Origin of the sequence: Glycocaulis albus (assembly GCF_014639075.1) — a bacterium.
Taxonomy (GTDB): Bacteria; Pseudomonadota; Alphaproteobacteria; order Caulobacterales; family Maricaulaceae; genus Glycocaulis; species Glycocaulis albus.
The window spans coordinates 248622-265972 of record NZ_BMFS01000001.1 but is presented as its reverse complement, the minus strand read 5'-3'; the positions used below and the strand labels follow the sequence as shown (position 1 = coordinate 265972).

At 64.0% G+C, this 17351-nt stretch carries 20 protein-coding genes; 5 read left to right on the top strand and 15 right to left on the bottom strand.

The annotated features are described in order from the left end of the window. Positions 1 to 162: 162 nt before the first annotated feature. From rpmE to efp, 5 genes are all read right to left on the bottom strand, one after another. A complete protein-coding gene (rpmE, locus tag IEV75_RS01370) occupies positions 163 to 384 on the bottom strand; it encodes a 50S ribosomal protein L31 (RefSeq protein WP_188450753.1) in 222 nt (73 codons plus the stop codon). 223 nt (positions 385 to 607) lie between these two features. Continuing rightward, on the bottom strand, positions 608 to 1603 hold the full coding sequence (locus tag IEV75_RS01365) for a peptidoglycan -binding protein (RefSeq protein ID WP_188450752.1): 996 nt from the start codon (positions 1601 to 1603) through the stop codon (positions 608 to 610). Positions 1604 to 1606: 3 nt separating this feature from the next. Beyond that, the gene (locus IEV75_RS01360; RefSeq protein ID WP_188450751.1) at positions 1607 to 2620 is read right to left on the bottom strand and encodes a hypothetical protein; all 1014 of its coding nucleotides are present in this window, start codon (positions 2618 to 2620) and stop codon (positions 1607 to 1609) included. A gap of 92 nt (positions 2621 to 2712) precedes the next feature. Continuing rightward, positions 2713 to 3489 (bottom strand): inositol monophosphatase family protein, encoded by a 777-nt coding sequence (locus IEV75_RS01355; RefSeq protein WP_188450750.1) that lies wholly within the window; start codon positions 3487 to 3489, stop codon positions 2713 to 2715. A gap of 22 nt (positions 3490 to 3511) precedes the next feature. Beyond that, positions 3512 to 4090: an elongation factor P gene (efp, locus tag IEV75_RS01350; protein WP_188450749.1), complete on the bottom strand. Its 579-nt coding sequence runs from the start codon at positions 4088 to 4090 to the stop codon at positions 3512 to 3514. Positions 4091 to 4268: 178 nt separating this feature from the next. On the opposite strand from efp, the gene IEV75_RS01345 reads away from it, so the two are divergent. Then, positions 4269 to 5012: a hypothetical protein gene (locus IEV75_RS01345; RefSeq protein ID WP_188450748.1), complete on the top strand. Its 744-nt coding sequence runs from the start codon at positions 4269 to 4271 to the stop codon at positions 5010 to 5012. Further along, positions 5009 to 5812, top strand: coding sequence for a hypothetical protein (locus IEV75_RS01340; protein ID WP_188450747.1), 804 nt, complete (start codon positions 5009 to 5011; stop codon positions 5810 to 5812). Before IEV75_RS01345 ends, IEV75_RS01340 begins: the two co-directional genes overlap by 4 nt. Here IEV75_RS01340 and IEV75_RS01335 read toward each other — a convergent pair. Genes IEV75_RS01335 through thiE form a run of 3 tightly spaced genes read right to left on the bottom strand, consistent with a single transcriptional unit; the run spans position 5809 to position 8121 of the window. Further along, positions 5809 to 6336, bottom strand: coding sequence for a glycoside hydrolase family 108 protein (locus tag IEV75_RS01335; RefSeq protein WP_188450746.1), 528 nt, complete (start codon positions 6334 to 6336; stop codon positions 5809 to 5811). The genes IEV75_RS01340 and IEV75_RS01335 overlap by 4 nt on opposite strands. Before the next feature lie 52 nt (positions 6337 to 6388). Continuing rightward, positions 6389 to 7474 carry a tetratricopeptide repeat protein gene (locus IEV75_RS01330; protein WP_188450745.1) on the bottom strand — a complete coding sequence of 362 codons (1086 nt, stop codon included), beginning with the start codon at positions 7472 to 7474 and terminating at the stop codon, positions 6389 to 6391. Positions 7475 to 7497: 23 nt separating this feature from the next. Beyond that, positions 7498 to 8121, bottom strand: a complete 624-nt coding sequence (gene thiE, locus IEV75_RS01325) for a thiamine phosphate synthase (protein ID WP_188450744.1) — start codon at positions 8119 to 8121, stop codon at positions 7498 to 7500. 206 nt (positions 8122 to 8327) lie between these two features. On the opposite strand from thiE, the gene IEV75_RS01320 reads away from it, so the two are divergent. Next, a complete protein-coding gene (locus IEV75_RS01320; protein WP_188450743.1) occupies positions 8328 to 8768 on the top strand; it encodes a peptidase S1 in 441 nt (146 codons plus the stop codon). Between the two features lie 79 nt (positions 8769 to 8847). Here IEV75_RS01320 and IEV75_RS01315 read toward each other — a convergent pair whose 3' ends face one another. The 3 genes from IEV75_RS01315 to gap are packed head-to-tail and all read right to left on the bottom strand — an operon-like array spanning position 8848 to position 12167. Then, positions 8848 to 9870: a class I fructose-bisphosphate aldolase gene (locus IEV75_RS01315; protein WP_188450742.1), complete on the bottom strand. Its 1023-nt coding sequence runs from the start codon at positions 9868 to 9870 to the stop codon at positions 8848 to 8850. Positions 9871 to 9926: 56 nt separating this feature from the next. Further along, entirely contained in the window at positions 9927 to 11141 is a 1215-nt protein-coding gene (locus tag IEV75_RS01310; protein ID WP_188450741.1) for a phosphoglycerate kinase, read from the bottom strand. A 15-nt stretch (positions 11142 to 11156) separates the two neighbouring features. Further along, a complete protein-coding gene (gap, locus tag IEV75_RS01305) occupies positions 11157 to 12167 on the bottom strand; it encodes a type I glyceraldehyde-3-phosphate dehydrogenase (protein ID WP_188450740.1) in 1011 nt (336 codons plus the stop codon). A gap of 177 nt (positions 12168 to 12344) precedes the next feature. On the opposite strand from gap, the gene IEV75_RS01300 reads away from it, so the two are divergent. Together IEV75_RS01300 and IEV75_RS14030 are read left to right on the top strand one after the other, a co-directional pair. Beyond that, complete coding sequence (locus tag IEV75_RS01300; protein WP_188450739.1) at positions 12345 to 12575, top strand: DUF433 domain-containing protein; 231 nt, start codon at positions 12345 to 12347, stop codon at positions 12573 to 12575. A 23-nt stretch (positions 12576 to 12598) separates the two neighbouring features. Next, positions 12599 to 12775, top strand: a complete 177-nt coding sequence (locus IEV75_RS14030; RefSeq protein ID WP_373290495.1) for a DUF5615 family PIN-like protein — start codon at positions 12599 to 12601, stop codon at positions 12773 to 12775. 131 nt (positions 12776 to 12906) lie between these two features. Here IEV75_RS14030 and argE read toward each other — a convergent pair whose 3' ends face one another. The 4 genes from argE to IEV75_RS01275 all read right to left on the bottom strand — a co-directional run bounded on the left by argE (position 12907) and on the right by IEV75_RS01275 (position 17333). Further along, complete coding sequence (argE, locus tag IEV75_RS01290; protein WP_188450737.1) at positions 12907 to 14064, bottom strand: acetylornithine deacetylase; 1158 nt, start codon at positions 14062 to 14064, stop codon at positions 12907 to 12909. Then, positions 14061 to 14810, bottom strand: a complete 750-nt coding sequence (locus tag IEV75_RS01285) for an FKBP-type peptidyl-prolyl cis-trans isomerase (RefSeq protein WP_188450736.1) — start codon at positions 14808 to 14810, stop codon at positions 14061 to 14063. Before IEV75_RS01285 ends, argE begins: the two co-directional genes overlap by 4 nt. Positions 14811 to 14880: 70 nt before the next feature. Continuing rightward, entirely contained in the window at positions 14881 to 15411 is a 531-nt protein-coding gene (locus IEV75_RS01280; RefSeq protein ID WP_188450735.1) for an SRPBCC family protein, read from the bottom strand. Further along, a complete protein-coding gene (locus IEV75_RS01275) occupies positions 15411 to 17333 on the bottom strand; it encodes a S9 family peptidase (RefSeq protein WP_188450734.1) in 1923 nt (640 codons plus the stop codon). Before IEV75_RS01275 ends, IEV75_RS01280 begins: the two co-directional genes overlap by 1 nt. Positions 17334 to 17351: the final 18 nt, after the last annotated feature.

The following is a 17351-nucleotide window of genomic DNA, read 5'->3' as shown; positions in this document are numbered from 1 at the left end:
TCGCCGAATATCGCAAGGCGGCCCGGCGCCGGCTACGACCGGGGGATGCGTTGCCCGAACCAAAGACGAAAAAACGCCCGCAGCTGAGGGGAGCTACGGGCGTTCTTCTAAAGGCCCCGGCCGTGTCTTGGCGACACGCGCCCAGGTGAGGGGGGTGGGCGGTTATACACCGAAGCCTTTGAACTTGTCCTTGAAGCGCGAAACGCGGCCCGCGCGGTCAACGAGGGTTTGCGAACCACCGGTCCAGGCCGGGTGGGTGCGCGGATCGATATCCAGCGAAATCTGGTCGCCTTCCTTGCCGTAGGTCGACCGGGTCTTGAACTTGGTGCCGTCCGTCATCACCACTTCGATGAAGTGATAGTCGGGGTGGATATCCTGTTTCATGTGACGGCTCCCGCCTTCAATGTCCGCCCTGCCCAGACCGGCCTTGGCCTGTGGTATGGCGGAACAAGTCTGCTAGAAATGAGCCGCGGTGTATATACGCGCTAGGCCTGCGGCGCAAGACCATGCGGGCGATCAAGACTCAGTGCGTTTTTTCCCAAGAACTTAACGCCCCCGCCGGGGTACAGAATCCTGTGGAAATCGTCGCGGGAGTGTGATGGCACCCCTACCGCGCTTCCAGTTTCAGCTCGATGCGGCGGTTACGGGCATGGTCGGCCTCGGTGCGGCCTTGCGCGATGGGGTAATGCTCGCCCAGCCCTGCCGCCATCAGACGGTTGGCCGGCACGCCCTCGCCCACCAGCCAGTTGATGACCGACAGCGAACGCGCGGTCGACAGCTCCCAATTGGACGAGAATTGCGCGGTCGGCCCCAGCGGGCGCACATCGGTATGCCCGTCCACCCGGATCACCCATTCGATATCGTCCGGGATTTCACGGGTCAGCTGGATTATGGCGGCGGCTATCGGGCGCAGCCCCTCCTGGCCTTCGGGAGACAGTTCAGCAGAGGCGGAGTCAAACAGCACATCGGTCTCGAACACGAAGCGGTCGCCCACCACCCGCACGCCCGAGCGGTTACCGAGAATCTCCACCAGGCGTCCGAAGAATTCCGAACGGTATTGCGACAATCGGGCCACCTCGCTCGCCAGCGCGGCATTGAGGCGCGAGCCAAGATTGATGACTTGCGTTTCCAGCTCCGCCTCGCGCGCTTCGGAGGCTTCCAGCGCGGCATTAAGGCGCGCCAGCTCCATGCGCAATATCTCCATCTGTTCAGACAGCATGGCGATGGTCAGCTGTGCCTCGTCGGACAGCTCTTCAGCTTCATCCAGCTGGTCACCCAGCGCCGTGATGCGCGCCGTGGTCGCCTCCAGCTGCTCTGAAAGGCTCTCATTTTCGGCCGTCAGCGTACTGACGCGCAGGGTCAGCTCGGCATTTTCCGCCTCGGCCATGTTCAGCTCGTTGGCGAGCTGGGACAGGCGCGCATTGAGATCAGCAAGCTGTTCGTCCCGCCCCGTCAGGGCGGTGGAGAGCGCGTACTGCCCCGTCACAAACACGGCGAGCAGGAAGACGATGACCAGCAGGAGCGTGGCCAGCGCATCGACAAAGCCCGGCCAGTAATCGCCGTTATCGGTCTCGCGCAATTGCTGGAGGCGGGAGAGCGCCATGGCTTACTGGTCCCGGCGGTTGAGCCGGGCCTGCGCTTCCAGCGCACGCACCAGCACCTTGATCTCGTCGCGAAGCAGGCGCGCGGCCTCCCGGTTGGCTTCCGCCGCATCATCGGCAAACCGGGTCAGCGTCACTTCCAGCTGGCGTGAATGGCGCTCCATGGTGGAAGCGAGCCGGTCCACCGTATCGGCGGTTTGCTCCAGAAGCGCGCCCACATACGCGCTCGACGTATCACCCTCACCAGACCCCACAGGCGCCGCCGCCGACAGGCGCGAGATGGAAGACAGCCATTCCTCGATCTCGTTATAGAAACGGTTCTGCGCCCGGCTGGCCTGAAGTTCCAGAAAGCCGATGATGAGCGAGCCGGCAAGACCGAAAAGCGAGGAGGCAAAGGCCGTACCCATGCCCTGTATCGGGTCTTCAATGGCCGCCATGAGCCGGGCCGCTTCCACCTCGCCAGCGCCAGAGGAGGTCGCCGAAACGGCGCGCACGGCCTCGCCCACATCCGAGACCACCAGAAGCAGGCCGTAGAACGTGCCGAGCAGGCCGAGGAAGATCAGGAGACGCCCGAAATAGCGCGTGAACGCGCCGCTTTCGGCCATGCGCGCGGCCACCGAATCCAGCACCACCCGGGCAGACGCCGCCGACAGGCGCGCGCGCCCGTCTGCCGCATCGGTTATCAGCGCCGCCATCGGCGCGATGAGCGAAGGCGGATTGCCCAGCTGGTCGGGGTGTGCGCTGTCACGCAGCTTGACCAGCCAGCGTGCGCTGGGGCCGATCGCAAGGGCCTGCTGGAAGGTGTAGAGAATGCCGATCAGGAGAACGCCCAGGATCACGCCATTGATCGCGGCATTAGCCTGGAACGCGGTGATCAGCGGCTCATGCAGAACAGCGGCCAGCGCGGCCACCACCGCAAGGAAGACCGCCATCCAGATGATATACTGACCGGGCCCTGTAAAACGCACCTTGCGCGGCTGCGGGGTTTCGGGCGGCAACGGCAGTTCGCGTGAAGGCATGGGTGAGCTGTCCCTCTGTTCCGGCAGGGGTCAAGGCATGACCCGTTTGACCATCAGAGACAAGCTTCTTGTCTGTTTTTGGGCGGAAGCAGCTAGCCGCCCGCCTTGGCGAGGCGTTTTTTCAGCTCGGCAAAGGTGAACTCGTTGCCGGCCACGATATGGCCGGTCTCCAGCACATCGCCCGTGCCATCGAGTGAACCGGCATAGCCGCCCGCCTCGCGCACCAGCACGATGCCCGCTGCAATATCCCAGGCTTTGAGATTGCGTTCGAAAAACCCGTCAAACCGGCCCGCTGCCGTCCATGCCAGATCGAGCGAGGCCGCCCCATAGCGCCGGATACCGGCGCAATGGGGCATGATGGCGTGCAGCTCGGTGAGGAATTTTGCGTGACCGGACTTGCCGGCAAACGGCATGCCGGTCGCAATCACGCATTCATCGAACTGGATACGGCCCGACACGCGCAGGCGCCGGTCATTCATATAGGCGCCGCGGCCCTTTTCGGCGTGGAAGAAGTCATCGGTAGCGGGATTATACACAATGCCCGCGATCAGCTCGCCCTCGCGCTCCAGCGCCACCGACACGGCGAAATGCGGCTGGCCGTGCAGGAAATTCGTCGTGCCGTCCAGCGGGTCGACGATCCAGCGGTGGGACTTGTCCGTCCCTTCCACGACCCCGCGCTCTTCCATCAGGAAGCCATAGCCGGGACGCGCCTTTGACAGCTCCTCGAACAGGGTTTCCTCGGCCTTGGCGTCCGCCGTGGAGACGAAGTCGGCCGGGCCCTTCTTCGAGACCTGCAGGTGTTCCACCTCGCCAAAATCGCGCGCGAGCTTGCGGCCCGCCTTGCGCACGGCGCCGGTCATCACCTGCATGAGGGCAGAAACCTGCGCCAAATCAGAAGCTTCCCATTTCAGCGCGGCGTACGTAGCTGCCGTCTTCGGTGGCCACCACCACACGTTCGCCCACGCCCACGAAGGGCGGCACGGCAGAGCGGATATTCCCGGTCAGGATGGCAGGCTTGTAGGAATTGGCCGCCGTCTGGCCCTTGACCACCGGCTCGGTGTCGATGACTTCCAGCTCCACATGCTGGGGCAGCTCAACGCCGATCGGCTTGTCCTCGTAGAACTCGACCACGACCATCATGCCATCGGTCAGATAGGCCGCACGCTCCTCGCCCACGAAATCGATGTGCAGCGAGATCTGCTCATAGCTTTCGGTGTTCATGAAGACCAGCATCTCGCCTTCCGGGTAGAGATACTGATAGTCGCGCTGATCGAGGCGCACGCGCTCCACCTTGTCGGCCGAGCGGAAGCGCTCATTGAGCTTGCGGCCATCAAGGATGTTCTTCAGCTCGACCTGCGCAAACGCGCCGCCCTTGCCGGGCTTAACATGGTCGGCCTTCACCGCCGTCCACAGCGTGTCCTGGTGCTTGATCACCATGCCCGGCTTGATTTCGTTACCGTTGATCTTCATCGGAAAACTTCCCACTGACCCCTGCCGGCCAAGGCGGCAGGGATGCCACATCAAATCGGGCGCGGGTGTATCAGCGGCAGCGTCATGCGGCAAGGCTGCTGGGGAGTGGGGACGTTGACCTTGCCTCGTTGCACGGTTCCGGGAAAGGTGACGGCAAAGGCAATAGCGGGGAAGCGGCGTGGATATCCTCGATCGCATCGTGCAACTCATCGAGACGCTGGACGTGCTGATAGCGCTTGCGACAGGTGCCGGCGCGGCCACCGTTGTCCTGCGGATCGCAAGACGGCGCCGTCACCGCGGCTTCTGGCGTTTGCGCAGCCCCATCCAGATGTCCTTGTGCGTGGCAACCTCGGCAGCCACCAACACCGGCAAGTATACCCGCTATGCCACCGGGGTCGGCCAGGTTCGCGCCTTGAGCGACATTACCCACAGTCTCAAGCAGGCATATGGGGAGGACGCCGACCCGACAGTATACATGAGCGAGAGCATGCCGGCGGAGGCCGTGCGCTGCGACCTTGTCCTTGTCGGAGGTTCGAAGAACAACACCGTCACCCGGCGCTTCCTTGATGCGGTGTTTGACGATGTCGGCTTGCGGTTTGACCCGGACGACGAGAACATCATCGTTCTGGATGGCGTGCGATACGAGACCTTGGTGAGCAACGGCGCAGTACAAAAGGATTACGCGCTGGTACTTGTCACGGATAACCCGTTCTGCAATGGGCGGCGCGTGTTCCTGTTCGCCGGCAGCCACACATATGGAACCGGCGCCGCAGGGCGTCTCTTGCGTGAAGACCTGATCGAGAAGCGCTTTTTCCTGCCACGCCGGTTTTTGTGTCTGGCAGAGATCACCGTCGACCAGCATCTTGATCTGACAATGAAGACCGTACTTTTCCGCCCGCTCAAACCTGGCACGCACGCATGAAAGTGATTGAAACCTTCCTGCGCTCCAAACAGGGCGGCGATGATGGGGGCGAGGACCGCCTCTTTACCGGCGCCAGCTTCGTTGCCGTTATAGACGGCGCAACAGCCAAGTCGGGCCAGGCGATGAAGGACCAGCCCAGCCCTGGTGCGCGGGCGGCCGAAGCCGCGATGACCGCAATCGCCTCTTTCGAAGCCGGCATTGCGCCCGATGACGCCTTTCGCCGCATCGAGAGCGCAATCAGCGCAGCCGCATCACGCACAGACGGCGAAACACCCAAGGCAGTTTGCGCCATCTACAGCCGGGCGCGGCGGGAAATCTGGCGGGTCGGCGATATTTCGGTGCGGATTGGCCAGCAGACCCATCCTGGCGAAAAGCTCGTGGACCGTATTGCCGCTGCCTATCGTGCCGCCCTGCTGCGCACCTACTTGCTGGAAGGCCACGACGCGCTCGCCTTGCGCGCTTCAGACCCGGGCCGGGAAGCTATCCTGCCCCTGCTGCGCCGGCAGGACATGTTTGAGAACGGGCCGGCCGAAGACCCCTTGTCCTACGCAGTGCTCGACGGCTCCGGGCGTTGTATCGGCCGCGTGGAGGTTTTCCCGGTACCGCCCGGCGCAGACATCGTCCTGTGTTCTGATGGCTATCTGGGTCCCGCCGCAACGCTGGCAGAAGCCGAACAGCGTCTCGAAGACGACCTCATGCGCGATCCGCTGCGTATCGGCGAATTTGCCACGACCAAGGCCGTCGGCCCGGATGCCGTGTCGTTTGACGACCGGGCTTACATACGCGTGCGCACCGATTAGGAGGCCTGGAAGGTCAGGACGCGGGAAAACGCCCCCACAAGCGTCCCCATCAGGCGCCGCGACCAGCCAAGGCCAAATGTGCGGAAATGGGCGAGATTGCCGTAGAGCACCATGCGCCGGGCGGCTATCTCGCTGACAAGCCCGCGCGGGTCCGCCCGTCTGGCGGCGGCCAGCGTTGCCGGTCCGATGCGGCTATCGGCGGTAACGCCCAGCGCTTCCTGCAGCAGGCGCACGGCCCGGCTTGCCCCGTGATTGACCGCCGCATCGAACACGATGAAGGCCACCGGCCCCGGCAGCTCGTCACATCGGCATTGATCCCAGTAACGCGCCTTGTAGATCTCGGCCGCCTCACCCCTCGTCAGCGTGCGGACATCCGCCCTGGTCACGCTGCGCCCGCGCCAGCCCTGCAGCGTGGCCAGCGTGATGCCGAAATTCGTCGCGCCGCCGGGATCATCCGGGTGATCGACATACCCGCCCTCGTGGATCAGCACATGGGCGAGGGCTGCAGCGAAAGCGTTGGACATGGGCAGGACTCCGGCGGGCTGGAGATCATCAGGCCCGCCAGTATGCGCCCTTTCAGTCCCCGGCCGGATTGAGCCGGAATCTGCCCATCATTCCGGCGTTGGCCTCGGCTTCCAGCCGGGCCAGCGTATCGTGGGTAAAGAGCTCCTCCAGCTGCGCCTCCAGCCGGTCGCGCTGCGGATCATCCGCCAGCGAATTGTCCCCCGGATAGCCTGCCCGCCTGACCCACACATAGGCCTGTTCCATATTGCGCAAGACGCCCCGGCCCGTCGCCAGCGCCCCCGCGTAAAGGAACTGGGCCTGCGCATCGCCAGCCTCGGCTCCGCGGCGCGCCCAGCTGGCCGCCTCATGAAAATCCCCGCCCGTGCTTTCAGCATCCTGCATCAGCAGCAGGGCATAATCGCCCATCGCCGCGGGCAGGCCCATCTCCGCGGCCATGCGCAGCATCGCCCGGCCGGCATCCTCGTCGGCATCGCCGCCCTCTCCGTTGATCAGCATAATGCCTGCAATGGCAGCAGACGGCGCATCACCGGCCTCGCCGGCACGGATATACCAGGGCCGGGCCAACGCTGGATCGTTCGGCCCGTGCACCCAGTCATCGAGCGCCGCCGCATAGGCCGCCATGGCGCGCGGCATGCCTGCCTCTGCGGCCAGCCGCAGCCAGTCCAGCGCCAGGTGCGACACGCCCGGATCGCCGGTATCGCGCAAATGCGCGCCGTACTCGAAGGCGGCGCGCGCATCGCCGGTTTCGGCGGCCTGACTTAAAAATTCACGTGCCTGAAATGGCTCCAGCCCGCCCCGCCGCTCGGCTGCCAGTGAGGCCAGAATGATCAGCGCATCGATATCGTCCTGCTCGCCCGCCCGGCGAAGCCAGCGCACCGCGCCCGTGTCGTCAGCTGTCCCTGAAAGCCCGTGCAGCAATATGTGCCCCACAAGCGTCGCGCCGCGCGGCTCGCCTGCGGCGGCGGCCCTTTCGGCATGGACGCGCGCACTGAGATAGTCGCCGGTGACATAGGCAGCAGATGCCCGTGCCATGGCCTGATCGGACGGGCTGCGCTCCTCGATCGATTCCCCGGACCGGTTGCGTTCAGCCTCGCCGGCGAGGCCCGGCGGCAGGGCCGGTTCCTGTGCAGCGGCCAACGATGTGGCCAGCGACAGCGCGCTCAGCGCGCCGAGAGCAGCGCTCCAAAGGCCCGTACGGCCTCCACCGGACCGGCCGGATGGTTCCACACCCCGCCCGATACCGCGATGAAATCCGCGCCCGCCTCTATCACCGGGCTGGCATTTTCCGGCGTAATGCCGCCAATCGCTACGCATGGCACCTCAAAGACTTCGCTCCACCACTCGATGATATCGACAGAAGCCGATGCCTTGGGCGATTTCGTGGCAGTTGGGTACATCGCGCCGAAGGCGACATAGTCTGCGCCTTTTTCCGCGGCTGTCATCGCCAGATGGCGGCTGTCATGGCAGGTGACGCCGACAATGCCGGTCTTGCCCACCGCCGCGCGCGCCTGGGCATAGGGCGCATCCTCCTGCCCGACATGCACCCCGTCCATGCCATAATGCACGGCAAGATCCGGCCGGTCATTCATCAGCACGGTGACGCCGTGGCGCTTGGCTGCCTTCACCAGCGGCGGGATAAGGCCCGGCAGCTGATTTTCAGGCTGATCTTTGAGGCGTAGCTGCAGGACGCTTGCCACACCCTCGGCCAGCACCGAATCCAGCAGCTCGGCAAAACCGGCATCAATGCGCGGCGGGGTGATGAGATATAGTTGGCAGCGTGACATGGGTTTGCTGGTTACACGCTTCGAAGGGCCAGCGGAAGCCGGTCAGGCCGTCCGTTTCGCTGGCCGCCCGGCGGCAAACTGTGCGACGGCAAAGAAACCGCTTAGTTCCCTTATTGAAGCCTGCTATCAATCAAGATGTTAGCGGTGAGTACAATCATGCGCTGGCATTGAGGGGGCCTCATGCCCCGTTCCTTATGGAGACTTTCATGATTGCCAGAACTGTTGCCTGCGCCACTTTGGCCGCGCTGGCCATGGGCGCTGCTGCGTCCGCCCAGAATTACGGGCTCAACCCGAACTTCGGCACGTATTCGCTCAGCGCCGGCTTCCTGCCGGACCCGCAGGTCGTGAACGTCATCGCTGGCGGCACTATTGATGCCGGCCATCTGGGCGGCGCCTGCGCCGGTGCCATCTCCGACGCGCCGGATGTCCGCCTGAATTTCAATGGCGGCCGCATCTCCATCGGCGCTGAATCGAACGCCGACACCACCATCGTCGTCAACGGCCCGGATGGCCGCTGGTACTGCAATGACGATTTCGACGGTCTGAACCCGCGCGTCACCCTGTCCGGCTCCGGCCAGTATGACATCTGGGTCGGCACCTATTCGGGCGGCACGGCCCAGGCGGTGGTGTACTTCACCGAGTATTAGGTTCCGGGTTTACCCAAACCTGAAACGCGAAAGGCCCGGCAATGCCGGGCCTTTTTTCATGAGTACAGGCAGAAGGCGCCTACCCCTCCATGCCCTCATCCCATTCGCCGAGCGCGGCAAGGCCGTTCATCTTCGCCCGGTGATTGAAGGCTTTTTGGCCAGCGGCGTCATCCTTGCCGCCCCAAGCGGCCAGCGGCGCGGCCTGCAGCGCGCGGCCATAGGAGAAGGTCAGCGGCCAGGGCAAGTCAAAGCCCGCATTCATGATGTTGAGGTGCGCAGTGGCGTCCACATCCGACTGCCCGCCCGACAGGAAGGCAATGCCTGGCACCGAGGCCGGCACGCAATTGGTCAGGCACTGCACGGTCATTTCGGCCACTTCCTCGCGGCTCGCCTGGGTGGCGCAATTCGTGCCGGAAATGATCATATTGGGTTTCAGGATCGTGCCTTCCAGCACCACGCCCTGATCGAACAGTTCCGCATAAAGGCGCTTCAGAGCGAACTCGGTCACCTCGTAGCAACGGTCGATATCATGGTCGCCATCCATGATGACTTCCGGCTCCACGATGGGAACAATGTTCGCTTCCTGGCACAGCATCGCATAGCGCGTGAGCGCGTGCATGTTCGTGTTGATGCAGTACTGGGACGGCACGCTGTCATCGCCGCCAGAACCGATATTGATCACGGCGCGCCATTTGGCAAAACGCGCGCCCAGCGCATGATACTCCGCCAGACGCTCGCGCAGACCGTCGAGGCCCTCGGTGATCATCTCGCCCGGCGCGCCAGCCAGCGGTTTCGCGCCCGTATCCACCTTGATGCCCGGCACGGCGCCCGTCTTGGCGATCAGCTCGGCCAGCGGCGTGCCGTCCTTGGCTTTCTGGCGCAGTGTCTCGTCATAGAGGATGACGCCGGATATATGCTCGCTCATCGCCGGCTCGGTACGGAACAGCATTTCACGCCAGTCCCGGCGGCTGTCGGCGGTCGATTCCAGCTTGATCGTGTCAAAGCGCTTCTTGATCGTGCCGGTGGACTCGTCTGCCGCCAGAATGCCCTTGCCGGGCGCCACCATGCGCATCGCGGTTTCGTAGAGCGCGTCGATATCCATAGTCACATTCCCCCGTAAATCCTGCTTGCCATCGGCCTGGGCCAGCTTGCCAGACCCTAATTCTTTTCCGGCGCCCGCCGCAAAACCTCTATACCCGGAAGGGGCTTGCCTTCCAGCCATTCGAGAAACGCGCCGCCCGCGGTGGAGATAAAGGTAAAATCGTCCGCCACGCCGGCATGATTGAGCGCGGCCACCGTATCACCGCCGCCCGCAACCGCCACCAGCTTGCGCTCACGCAGGCGCTGGGCGGCAAAGCGGGCCGCCTCTACCGTGCCGGTGTCAAACGGGGCCATCTCGAACGCGCCCAGCGGCCCGTTCCAGACCAGCGTCTTTGCGCTCTCGATGGAATCGGCCAGCGCATCAATCGTCGCCGGGCCGCAATCAAGGATCATCTCGTCGCGGGCAATTTCATCAAGGCCCGCCACGCGCCGCGCGGCCTTGGCTTTCAGCTCGCGTGCGACAACTACGTCTTCAGGCAGGATGAGCTGGCAACCGGATTTTTCCGCCGCCGCAATGATCTCACGCGCCGTGGCCAGCAGGTCGGGCTCGTAGAGGCTTTTGCCGACATCCACGCCCTTGGCCGCCAGGAAGGTATTGGCCATGGCACCGCCGACGAACAGCCGGTTCACCTTGGTCACAAGGTTCATCAGAAGGTCGATCTTGGTCGATACTTTCGCCCCACCGACGACAGCCAGCAGCGGACGTTCAGGGTTCTCCAGCGCTGCCGTCACATGGTCCAGCTCACGCTGGAGCGCGAGACCGGCATAGGCGGGCAGCAGGCGGGCCACGCCTTCGGTGGAGGCATGGGCGCGGTGCGCCGCCGAAAAGGCATCGTTCACATAGGCATCGCCAAGCGCGGCCAGCTGCGCGGCAAACTCCGCATCATTGGCTTCTTCACCGGCGTGAAAACGCGTGTTTTCCAGAAGGAGCACATCGCCGTCCTTCAGCTCGGCCACCGCCTTTTCCGCCAGCCGGCCCACGCAGTCACCGGCAAAGCGCACCGGCGTGCCCAGCAGGTCTGACAGTGGCGCGGTCACCGGCTTCAGGCTCTGGCTGGCATCGGCCTTGCCTTTCGGACGGCCGAAATGCGCAAGCAGTATGACGCGCGCGCCCTTGCCGGTCAGCCACTCGATCGTCGGCAGGGCCGATTTCAGGCGCGTGTCATCGCTGACCTTGCCATCGGCCATCGGCACGTTGAAATCGACGCGCACCAGCACGCGCTTGCCCGTAACCTGCGCTTCTTCCAGACGGGCGATCTTGCCTTCGCTCATGGGTCTGTTCGGTTCCTAGATCAGCCGGCCCATCGCCACCGCCGTATCGATCATACGGCAGGCAAAGCCCCATTCATTGTCATACCAGGTCATCACACGGGCCAGTCTGCCGCCGATGACATTGGTCTTGTCAATCGCGACGATGGACGAGCGCGGATCGTGATTATAGTCGATGGAGACCAGCGGCAGGCTGTCATAGCCCAGCACGCCCTTCATCGGCCCGTCAGCGGCCGCGCAGATCGCCGCATTGATTTCCTCGATACTGGTCTCGCGGCCCGGCGTGAACACCAGATCGATCACAGAGACATTCGGTGTCGGCACGCGGATGGCAGAGCCATCAAGGCGGCCTTTCAGCTCGGGCAGCACCTCGCCAACGGCCTTTGCAGCGCCGGTCGTCGTCGGCACCATCGACATGGCAGCGGCCCGCGCGCGGTGCAGATCCTTGTGATTGCGGTCCAGCGTCGGCTGGTCGCCGGTATAGGCATGGATGGTCGTCATATGACCGTGCTCGATGCCGATCGCGTCATTGAGCACCTTGGCCACGGGGGCGAGACCGTTCGTGGTGCACGAGGCGTTGGAGACGATGATGTCATCCGCCGTCAGGCTGGCATGATTGACGCCGTAGACGATGGTCTTGTCGGCATTCTTGGCCGGTGCAGAGCACAGCACGCGTTTCGCGCCGGAGGAGAGGTGCGCGGAAGCCGCCGCCTTGTCGTTGAACTTGCCGGTGCATTCCAGCACGAGGTCAATGCCCAGATCCTTCCAGGGCAGCTGGGAGGGATCACGGTTGGAGACCTTGGTGATCTTGCCGAAACCGGCATCAAACCCGTCATCAAACAGCTTGATCTCGCGCGGATAGCGGCCATGCACGCTGTCATAGGTCAGCAAGTGTGCGTTCACCTCCGGCGTGGCGCTGTCATTGATCGCAACGACCTCCACCTCGTGCCAGCGCTGATGCTCCAGCACCGCCCGCAGGGCCAGACGCCCGATACGGCCAAACCCGTTGATCGCCACCCGAAGAGCCATGACGCGCTCCTTGAAAATCCGCTAGAAACTTTTGGGAACCCTGCAGCGGCAACGCCGCGCCGGGCAATTGCGCACGGGGTTTAGACGCTTCCCCGCCCCGCGTCCATACACGAGCCGCGATGCTTTGCGGTGGGACTCGCCGCAGTGTAGAATGGCCTCTCGAACAAGGGTGAAGCGATGACCGCAAACCTGCTCGAGCGCATTACCACCGATCCCGCCGTGATGGGAGGGCAACCATGCCTGCGTGGTCTGCGGATAAGGGTCAGCGACATACTCGGCTTGCTCGCCTCTGGCATGTCCAGCGAAGACGTTCTGGCTGATTACACCTACCTGGAGGCCGACGATATCCGCGCTGAACTGGCCTATGCGGCCCGGCTCACCGGCCACCGCGTGATCGCGGCGGAGTGAGCGCGCCCGCATTCCTTGTCGATATGCAATTGCCAAGAGCGCTAGCCAGCTGGCTTGCACCCGGAGAAGCCGACGCCATTCATGCCCATGATGCCGGGCTTGAGCGCGCGCCTGACACCCTTCTATGCGAGCACGCCCAGGCAGAGGGTCGGGTCATCATGACAAAGGACGCTGATTTTCTGAACCTTTCGCTGCGCTAAAACCCCGTCGTCCGGCTGGTCTGGGTGCGCGTCGGCAACATGTCCACGAACCGCCTCATCGAGCGGTTTTCAGAAGCTTGACCGCAAATTCGCGCTGCCTTGGAGGCCGGTGAAACGGTGGTGGAACTTCACTAGGCGCTCAGGCGCTGTTCCAGCTTCTTCAGAAAAACCATGCAGGCCTCCAGCTGGCTGATCTCTACGAACTCATCAGGCTGATGAGCCTGATCGATATGGCCGGGCCCGCAAATGACAGCCGACATGCCGCCATCCTGAAACTGCCCGCCTTCAGTGCCGTAGGAGACCACGCGCGGCGCATTATCGCCGGTCAGGGCGCGGGCAATGCCCTCGGCCTCGCCATCCTTTTCGGGGCGCAAGGGCGGCACGTTGGACACTTCGGTGATACGGATTGACGCTTCCGGCGCTGTCCGGCGCATATCGGCCTCCACCTCGGCAGCCAGTTCGCGCAGGCGCCGCCCCACCCCCGGACCGTCGTCCCAGGGCGCGGGGCGCATCAGCGCCTCGAACCAGGCGTCTTTCGCAAGGATATTCATCGCCGACCCGCCGCCCATCCGGCCAATGGTCAGCGTGCCAAAGGGCGGATCGAACGGACTGTCCTCAGGAGCTGCGGCGCGCAGGGCTTCGCCCTCGCGGCGCAGGAACTCCATCAGGATCACGGCATTGGTCACCGCACACGCGCCGGCATTGACCAGGCTGGAATGCGCTTCGCGGCCGGTGATCTCCACGCGCACCGAGTATAGCCCCTTATGACCCGTCACCACCTTCATGCCGGTGGGCTCGCCCACCAGCACGGCAGACGGTTTCGGGTGCCCGGCGGCGATCGCCCGGATCATGGAGGGCGCGCCCTGACAGCCCACCTCCTCATCGTAGGAGAAGGCAAAATGGACCGGGCGCTTGAGCGGCGCCGCTGCCAGATCGGGTGCAGCCGCCAGCGCGCAGGCGACAAAGCCCTTCATGTCGCACGTGCCGCGCCCGTAGAGCTTGCCGTTCTTTTCCGTCAGCACAAACGGATCGGTCGACCAGTTCTGCCCGTCGACCGGCACCACATCCGTATGGCCGGAGAGGATCACCCCGCCATCGGTTTCCGGGCCGATAAAGGCATGCAGATTGGATTTCAGCCCGTCCGGGCTCGGCACACGCTGACAGCGCGCGCCCAGCCCGGTCAGATAGTCCTCCACCCAGTCAATCAGGGCGAGATTGGAATTGCGCGAGGTGGTGTCGAACGCGATCAGGCGTTCGAGCAGCGCGATGGCTTGCGGGCTCCGGCTCATTCGCGGTCCGGCAGGCCAAGCAGTTCCAGCTGGAAGACCAGCGCCGCGTTAGGCGGGATCGGCCCGCCCGGCGTGCCGCGTGCGCCATAGGCCAGTTCCGGGGCGATATAGAGTGTCCATTTCTCGCCGACGCGCATCAGCGGCAGGGCCTCCACCCAGCCCGCGATCAGCCGGTCGGAGGGAAATTCGGCCGGTTCGCCGCGCGCGTAGGAGCTGTCAAACTCGGTGCCGTCCAGGAGCTGGCCGGCATAGTGGACGCGCACATATTCGCCGCGTACCGGCGAGGGATTGGCGGGGCCTGCTGCCCGCTCGATACGGTATTGCAAGCCCGATGGCGTGGTGTAGACGCACGGCTGTTCGACATTGCTGCGAAGGAATTCTTCCGCGATCGCAGCATTGTAATCGGCGCTTGCTTCGTCCTCGCCGCGCTCACGCGGCTCGAAACGGTGCAGCGGCGCATTGCCGGGCTCGCATCCGCGTGCGGCGCGCAGCTCGCGCTGGAACACGGCTGCCGTCTGATCTTCTTCGCTCATGCCTTCCACGCGAGCACGAAAGGCTTCGGCGCTTTCCTCCGGCTCGAGCGGGGAGAGCGTGATTTCATCCGAATCATTCGCATCAACCGGTGCCGCCTCTTGCGCCGGAGGTGCGGCGTCCGCCGGGGCGCTCTCCTCAGGCGCAGGGCTCTCGCCACAGGCGGCGAGGACCAGCGCGGCAATAGAAGCTGTGGCGGCAAGACGGATCGGCATGAACACTCTCCAGAGCTTGGTGACAGGCAGGCTGCAATCAGCCCTGCCCCTTCATACCAGATGGACGCAATCAGTCACCCGCCGCGTCAGTTACCGCCGATGGCATGGAGCTGAGAACATGCGGCCAGACGCGCTCGAAATAGGTGAAAGCCGTGTCCCACGCCTCGCCCTCACCCCAGCCGGAATGGACGAGGCTGACGCGGGTGCGCGCCTCGCCCAGCGGCTCGAACCGGATCAGCAAATGCGTGTGATGGGGCCGCACGTCTGCCATGTAGGGCGGCAACGCCCAGCTGGCCGACAGCATGCGGTTTTCCTGATAGCCCAGAATGATGGTGCCTTCCGAGCCGCGCTGGCCCGGCTCCGCATCCGGCGCGAAATAGAACTCGAACGGGCCTTGCGGGCGCAGCTCGATATGGGCCGCTGGCGCAAAGAAGCTCGTGACGCCCTCATTCGTGGTCCAGAGCCGCCAGGCCTCAGCCGCTGGCAGGTCCACAACCACGCTGGCGGTTATGGCGCGCTCCGGCTGGGGCGCAGGCAAGTCCTGTGCCCCAGCCGGAGAGATCACGAAAAACAGCAGCGCAAGGATTGCAGACAGGCGCATCAGTCGAGCCCCAGAACATCCCTCAGAAACAGGGTTTCCGCCTCGCGCTGGAAGTCGCGGTTGGACTGGCGCGCAAAGCCGTGACCCTCATCCATGGCGACAAGATACCACGGATCGCCACCCGCCTCACGCACCGCGGCAAGGATCTGCTCGGCTTCGGAGAGCGGCACGCGCGGATCATTGGCGCCCTGGATGATGAAGAGTGGCGCCGTGATGCGGTGGGCGTGATTGGCAGGCGAGATGCTCTCCAGGAATTCACGCACCTCAGGGTCACGCTCATCGCCATATTCCGCGCGGCGCAGATCCTGACGGTAACCGGCCGTGTTTTCCAGGAAGGTCACGAAGTTCGAGATGCCGACAATATTGATGCCGCCCGCCAGCCGGTCGGAATAATGCACCAGCGAAGCCAGGACCATATAGCCGCCATACGAGCCGCCATAGACCACCACGCGGTTTTCATCGAGGTCAGGCTGGGTAGCGATCCAGTCGAGAAGCGCGCCGATATCGCGCACCGAGTTCTCGCGCAGGAACACATTGTCCAGATTGACATATTCGTTGCCGTAACCGGCCGAGCCGCGCACATTGGGCACCACCACAGCCGCGCCCAGCTCCTGCAGCCAGTACTGGAAGGTTGAGCTGAAACCGGGCCGCGCCTGCGCTTCCGGTCCGCCATGGATCGAGACAATGACCGGGTGCGGACCCTCACCGGACGGACGGTGGATGAAGGCCGGGACTTCAAGGCCGTCAAAACTTTCAAAACTGATCAGCTGGGGCGCCGAGAAGCGGCTGGTGTCCAGCCCCCCCACTTCCGACTGCGTCCAGCGCACAAGCTCGCCCGAGACAAGATCATAGACCCAAGCATCGCCGGGAGAAGCTGCCGAGCTGTGGGTAAAGCCGATACGGTTGCCATCCGGGCTGAAGGTTATACCGCCGATCAGGCCGACAGGCAGATCCGGCCCGGGCAGACTTTCGCCGGTGGCCGCATTGATGATGTATATCTCCGAGATGCCGCCCTCATTGGTCGTGTAGGCGATGACCGAGCCGTCGGGTGACAGCGCCATGGCCTGCACGTCCCAGTCATGCTCGGCCACCACGCGCTTTTCGCCGCCATCAACGGGAATTTCCATGATGCGGCGAAACTCCGCGCCTTCGTCGGTGACGACGAAAATGCTGTCACCGCTGGCCGAGAACCGGGCCGCGCCATAGGCATTGGTCTCGTCGGGATTGATCTGGGTGAGCGTGCCTTGCTCGATGTCGAGCACGTATAGCCTTGCCTCATTGATCGAGAAATAGCGTCCGATCAGCAGGCGCGACCCGTCGGGAGACCAGTCGACCGGGCTCATCGCCCCTTCGCCCTGCAGCACCTCCTGCGCGGTCGTAGGGTCGGCCGGATCGGCCATATAGATGGTGTAGTCCGCATCACCCCAGCCGGCGGCGGCCCACGCGATCATCCGGCCATCACGCGACCAGGAGAAGCCCTGATTGCGGATCTGATCGGTGGTGAACTGTACAGAGCGCGAACGCTCCGGATCGAACAGGAAACCCTGGAAAAACTCGTCACCACCGACATCACGGGTGAACAGGAACTGGCCGGAGCCGTCCGGACGTACGCTGGCGCCACTGGTGCGTTCGTCATAGAAGGTGATCTGGCGGCGCGCGCCCATGGGCTGGGCGACATAGTGAATCTGGTTCGTCTCGCCAAAGCGCGTGGTGATGTAGATCCCGCCATCGGGCGCAAAATCGGAAAAGCCCGCCCCGCGCACATTCTGGTACTGGCGCAGGCGTTCACGCACCTCTCGGGGAATCTCGGGGATATTCTCCATCACCAGATTGCCGCGCGTGACACGCTCCGGCGCGTCCTGCGCAAACACCGGCCCCGACAGCGTCAGGGCTGCGCTGATACCCAAGGCCAGATACTTCATCACGTCACTCTCCATGAA

Coding starts and splice junctions, on each gene's coding strand:
- IEV75_RS01315 (WP_188450742.1), bottom strand. CDS start 9,870: ATGGATATCGACGCGCTCTACGAAACCGCGATGCGCATGGTGGCGCCC.
- IEV75_RS01360 (WP_188450751.1), bottom strand. CDS start 2,620: ATGCCTTCACGCGAACTGCCGTTGCCGCCCGAAACCCCGCAGCCGCGC.
- argE (WP_188450737.1), bottom strand. CDS start 14,064: ATGAGCCGGAGCCCGCAAGCCATCGCGCTGCTCGAACGCCTGATCGCG.
- efp (WP_188450749.1), bottom strand. CDS start 4,090: ATGAAGATCAACGGTAACGAAATCAAGCCGGGCATGGTGATCAAGCAC.
- IEV75_RS01320 (WP_188450743.1), top strand. CDS start 8,328: ATGATTGCCAGAACTGTTGCCTGCGCCACTTTGGCCGCGCTGGCCATG.
- IEV75_RS01335 (WP_188450746.1), bottom strand. CDS start 6,336: ATGTCCAACGCTTTCGCTGCAGCCCTCGCCCATGTGCTGATCCACGAG.
- IEV75_RS01340 (WP_188450747.1), top strand. CDS start 5,009: ATGAAAGTGATTGAAACCTTCCTGCGCTCCAAACAGGGCGGCGATGAT.
- gap (WP_188450740.1), bottom strand. CDS start 12,167: ATGGCTCTTCGGGTGGCGATCAACGGGTTTGGCCGTATCGGGCGTCTG.
- rpmE (WP_188450753.1), bottom strand. CDS start 384: ATGAAACAGGATATCCACCCCGACTATCACTTCATCGAAGTGGTGATG.
- IEV75_RS01280 (WP_188450735.1), bottom strand. CDS start 15,411: ATGCGCCTGTCTGCAATCCTTGCGCTGCTGTTTTTCGTGATCTCTCCG.
- IEV75_RS14030 (WP_373290495.1), top strand. CDS start 12,599: ATGCAATTGCCAAGAGCGCTAGCCAGCTGGCTTGCACCCGGAGAAGCC.
- IEV75_RS01285 (WP_188450736.1), bottom strand. CDS start 14,810: ATGCCGATCCGTCTTGCCGCCACAGCTTCTATTGCCGCGCTGGTCCTC.
- IEV75_RS01300 (WP_188450739.1), top strand. CDS start 12,345: ATGACCGCAAACCTGCTCGAGCGCATTACCACCGATCCCGCCGTGATG.
- IEV75_RS01365 (WP_188450752.1), bottom strand. CDS start 1,603: ATGGCGCTCTCCCGCCTCCAGCAATTGCGCGAGACCGATAACGGCGAT.
- IEV75_RS01275 (WP_188450734.1), bottom strand. CDS start 17,333: ATGAAGTATCTGGCCTTGGGTATCAGCGCAGCCCTGACGCTGTCGGGG.
- IEV75_RS01355 (WP_188450750.1), bottom strand. CDS start 3,489: ATGCAGGTGATGACCGGCGCCGTGCGCAAGGCGGGCCGCAAGCTCGCG.
- IEV75_RS01310 (WP_188450741.1), bottom strand. CDS start 11,141: ATGAGCGAAGGCAAGATCGCCCGTCTGGAAGAAGCGCAGGTTACGGGC.
- thiE (WP_188450744.1), bottom strand. CDS start 8,121: ATGTCACGCTGCCAACTATATCTCATCACCCCGCCGCGCATTGATGCC.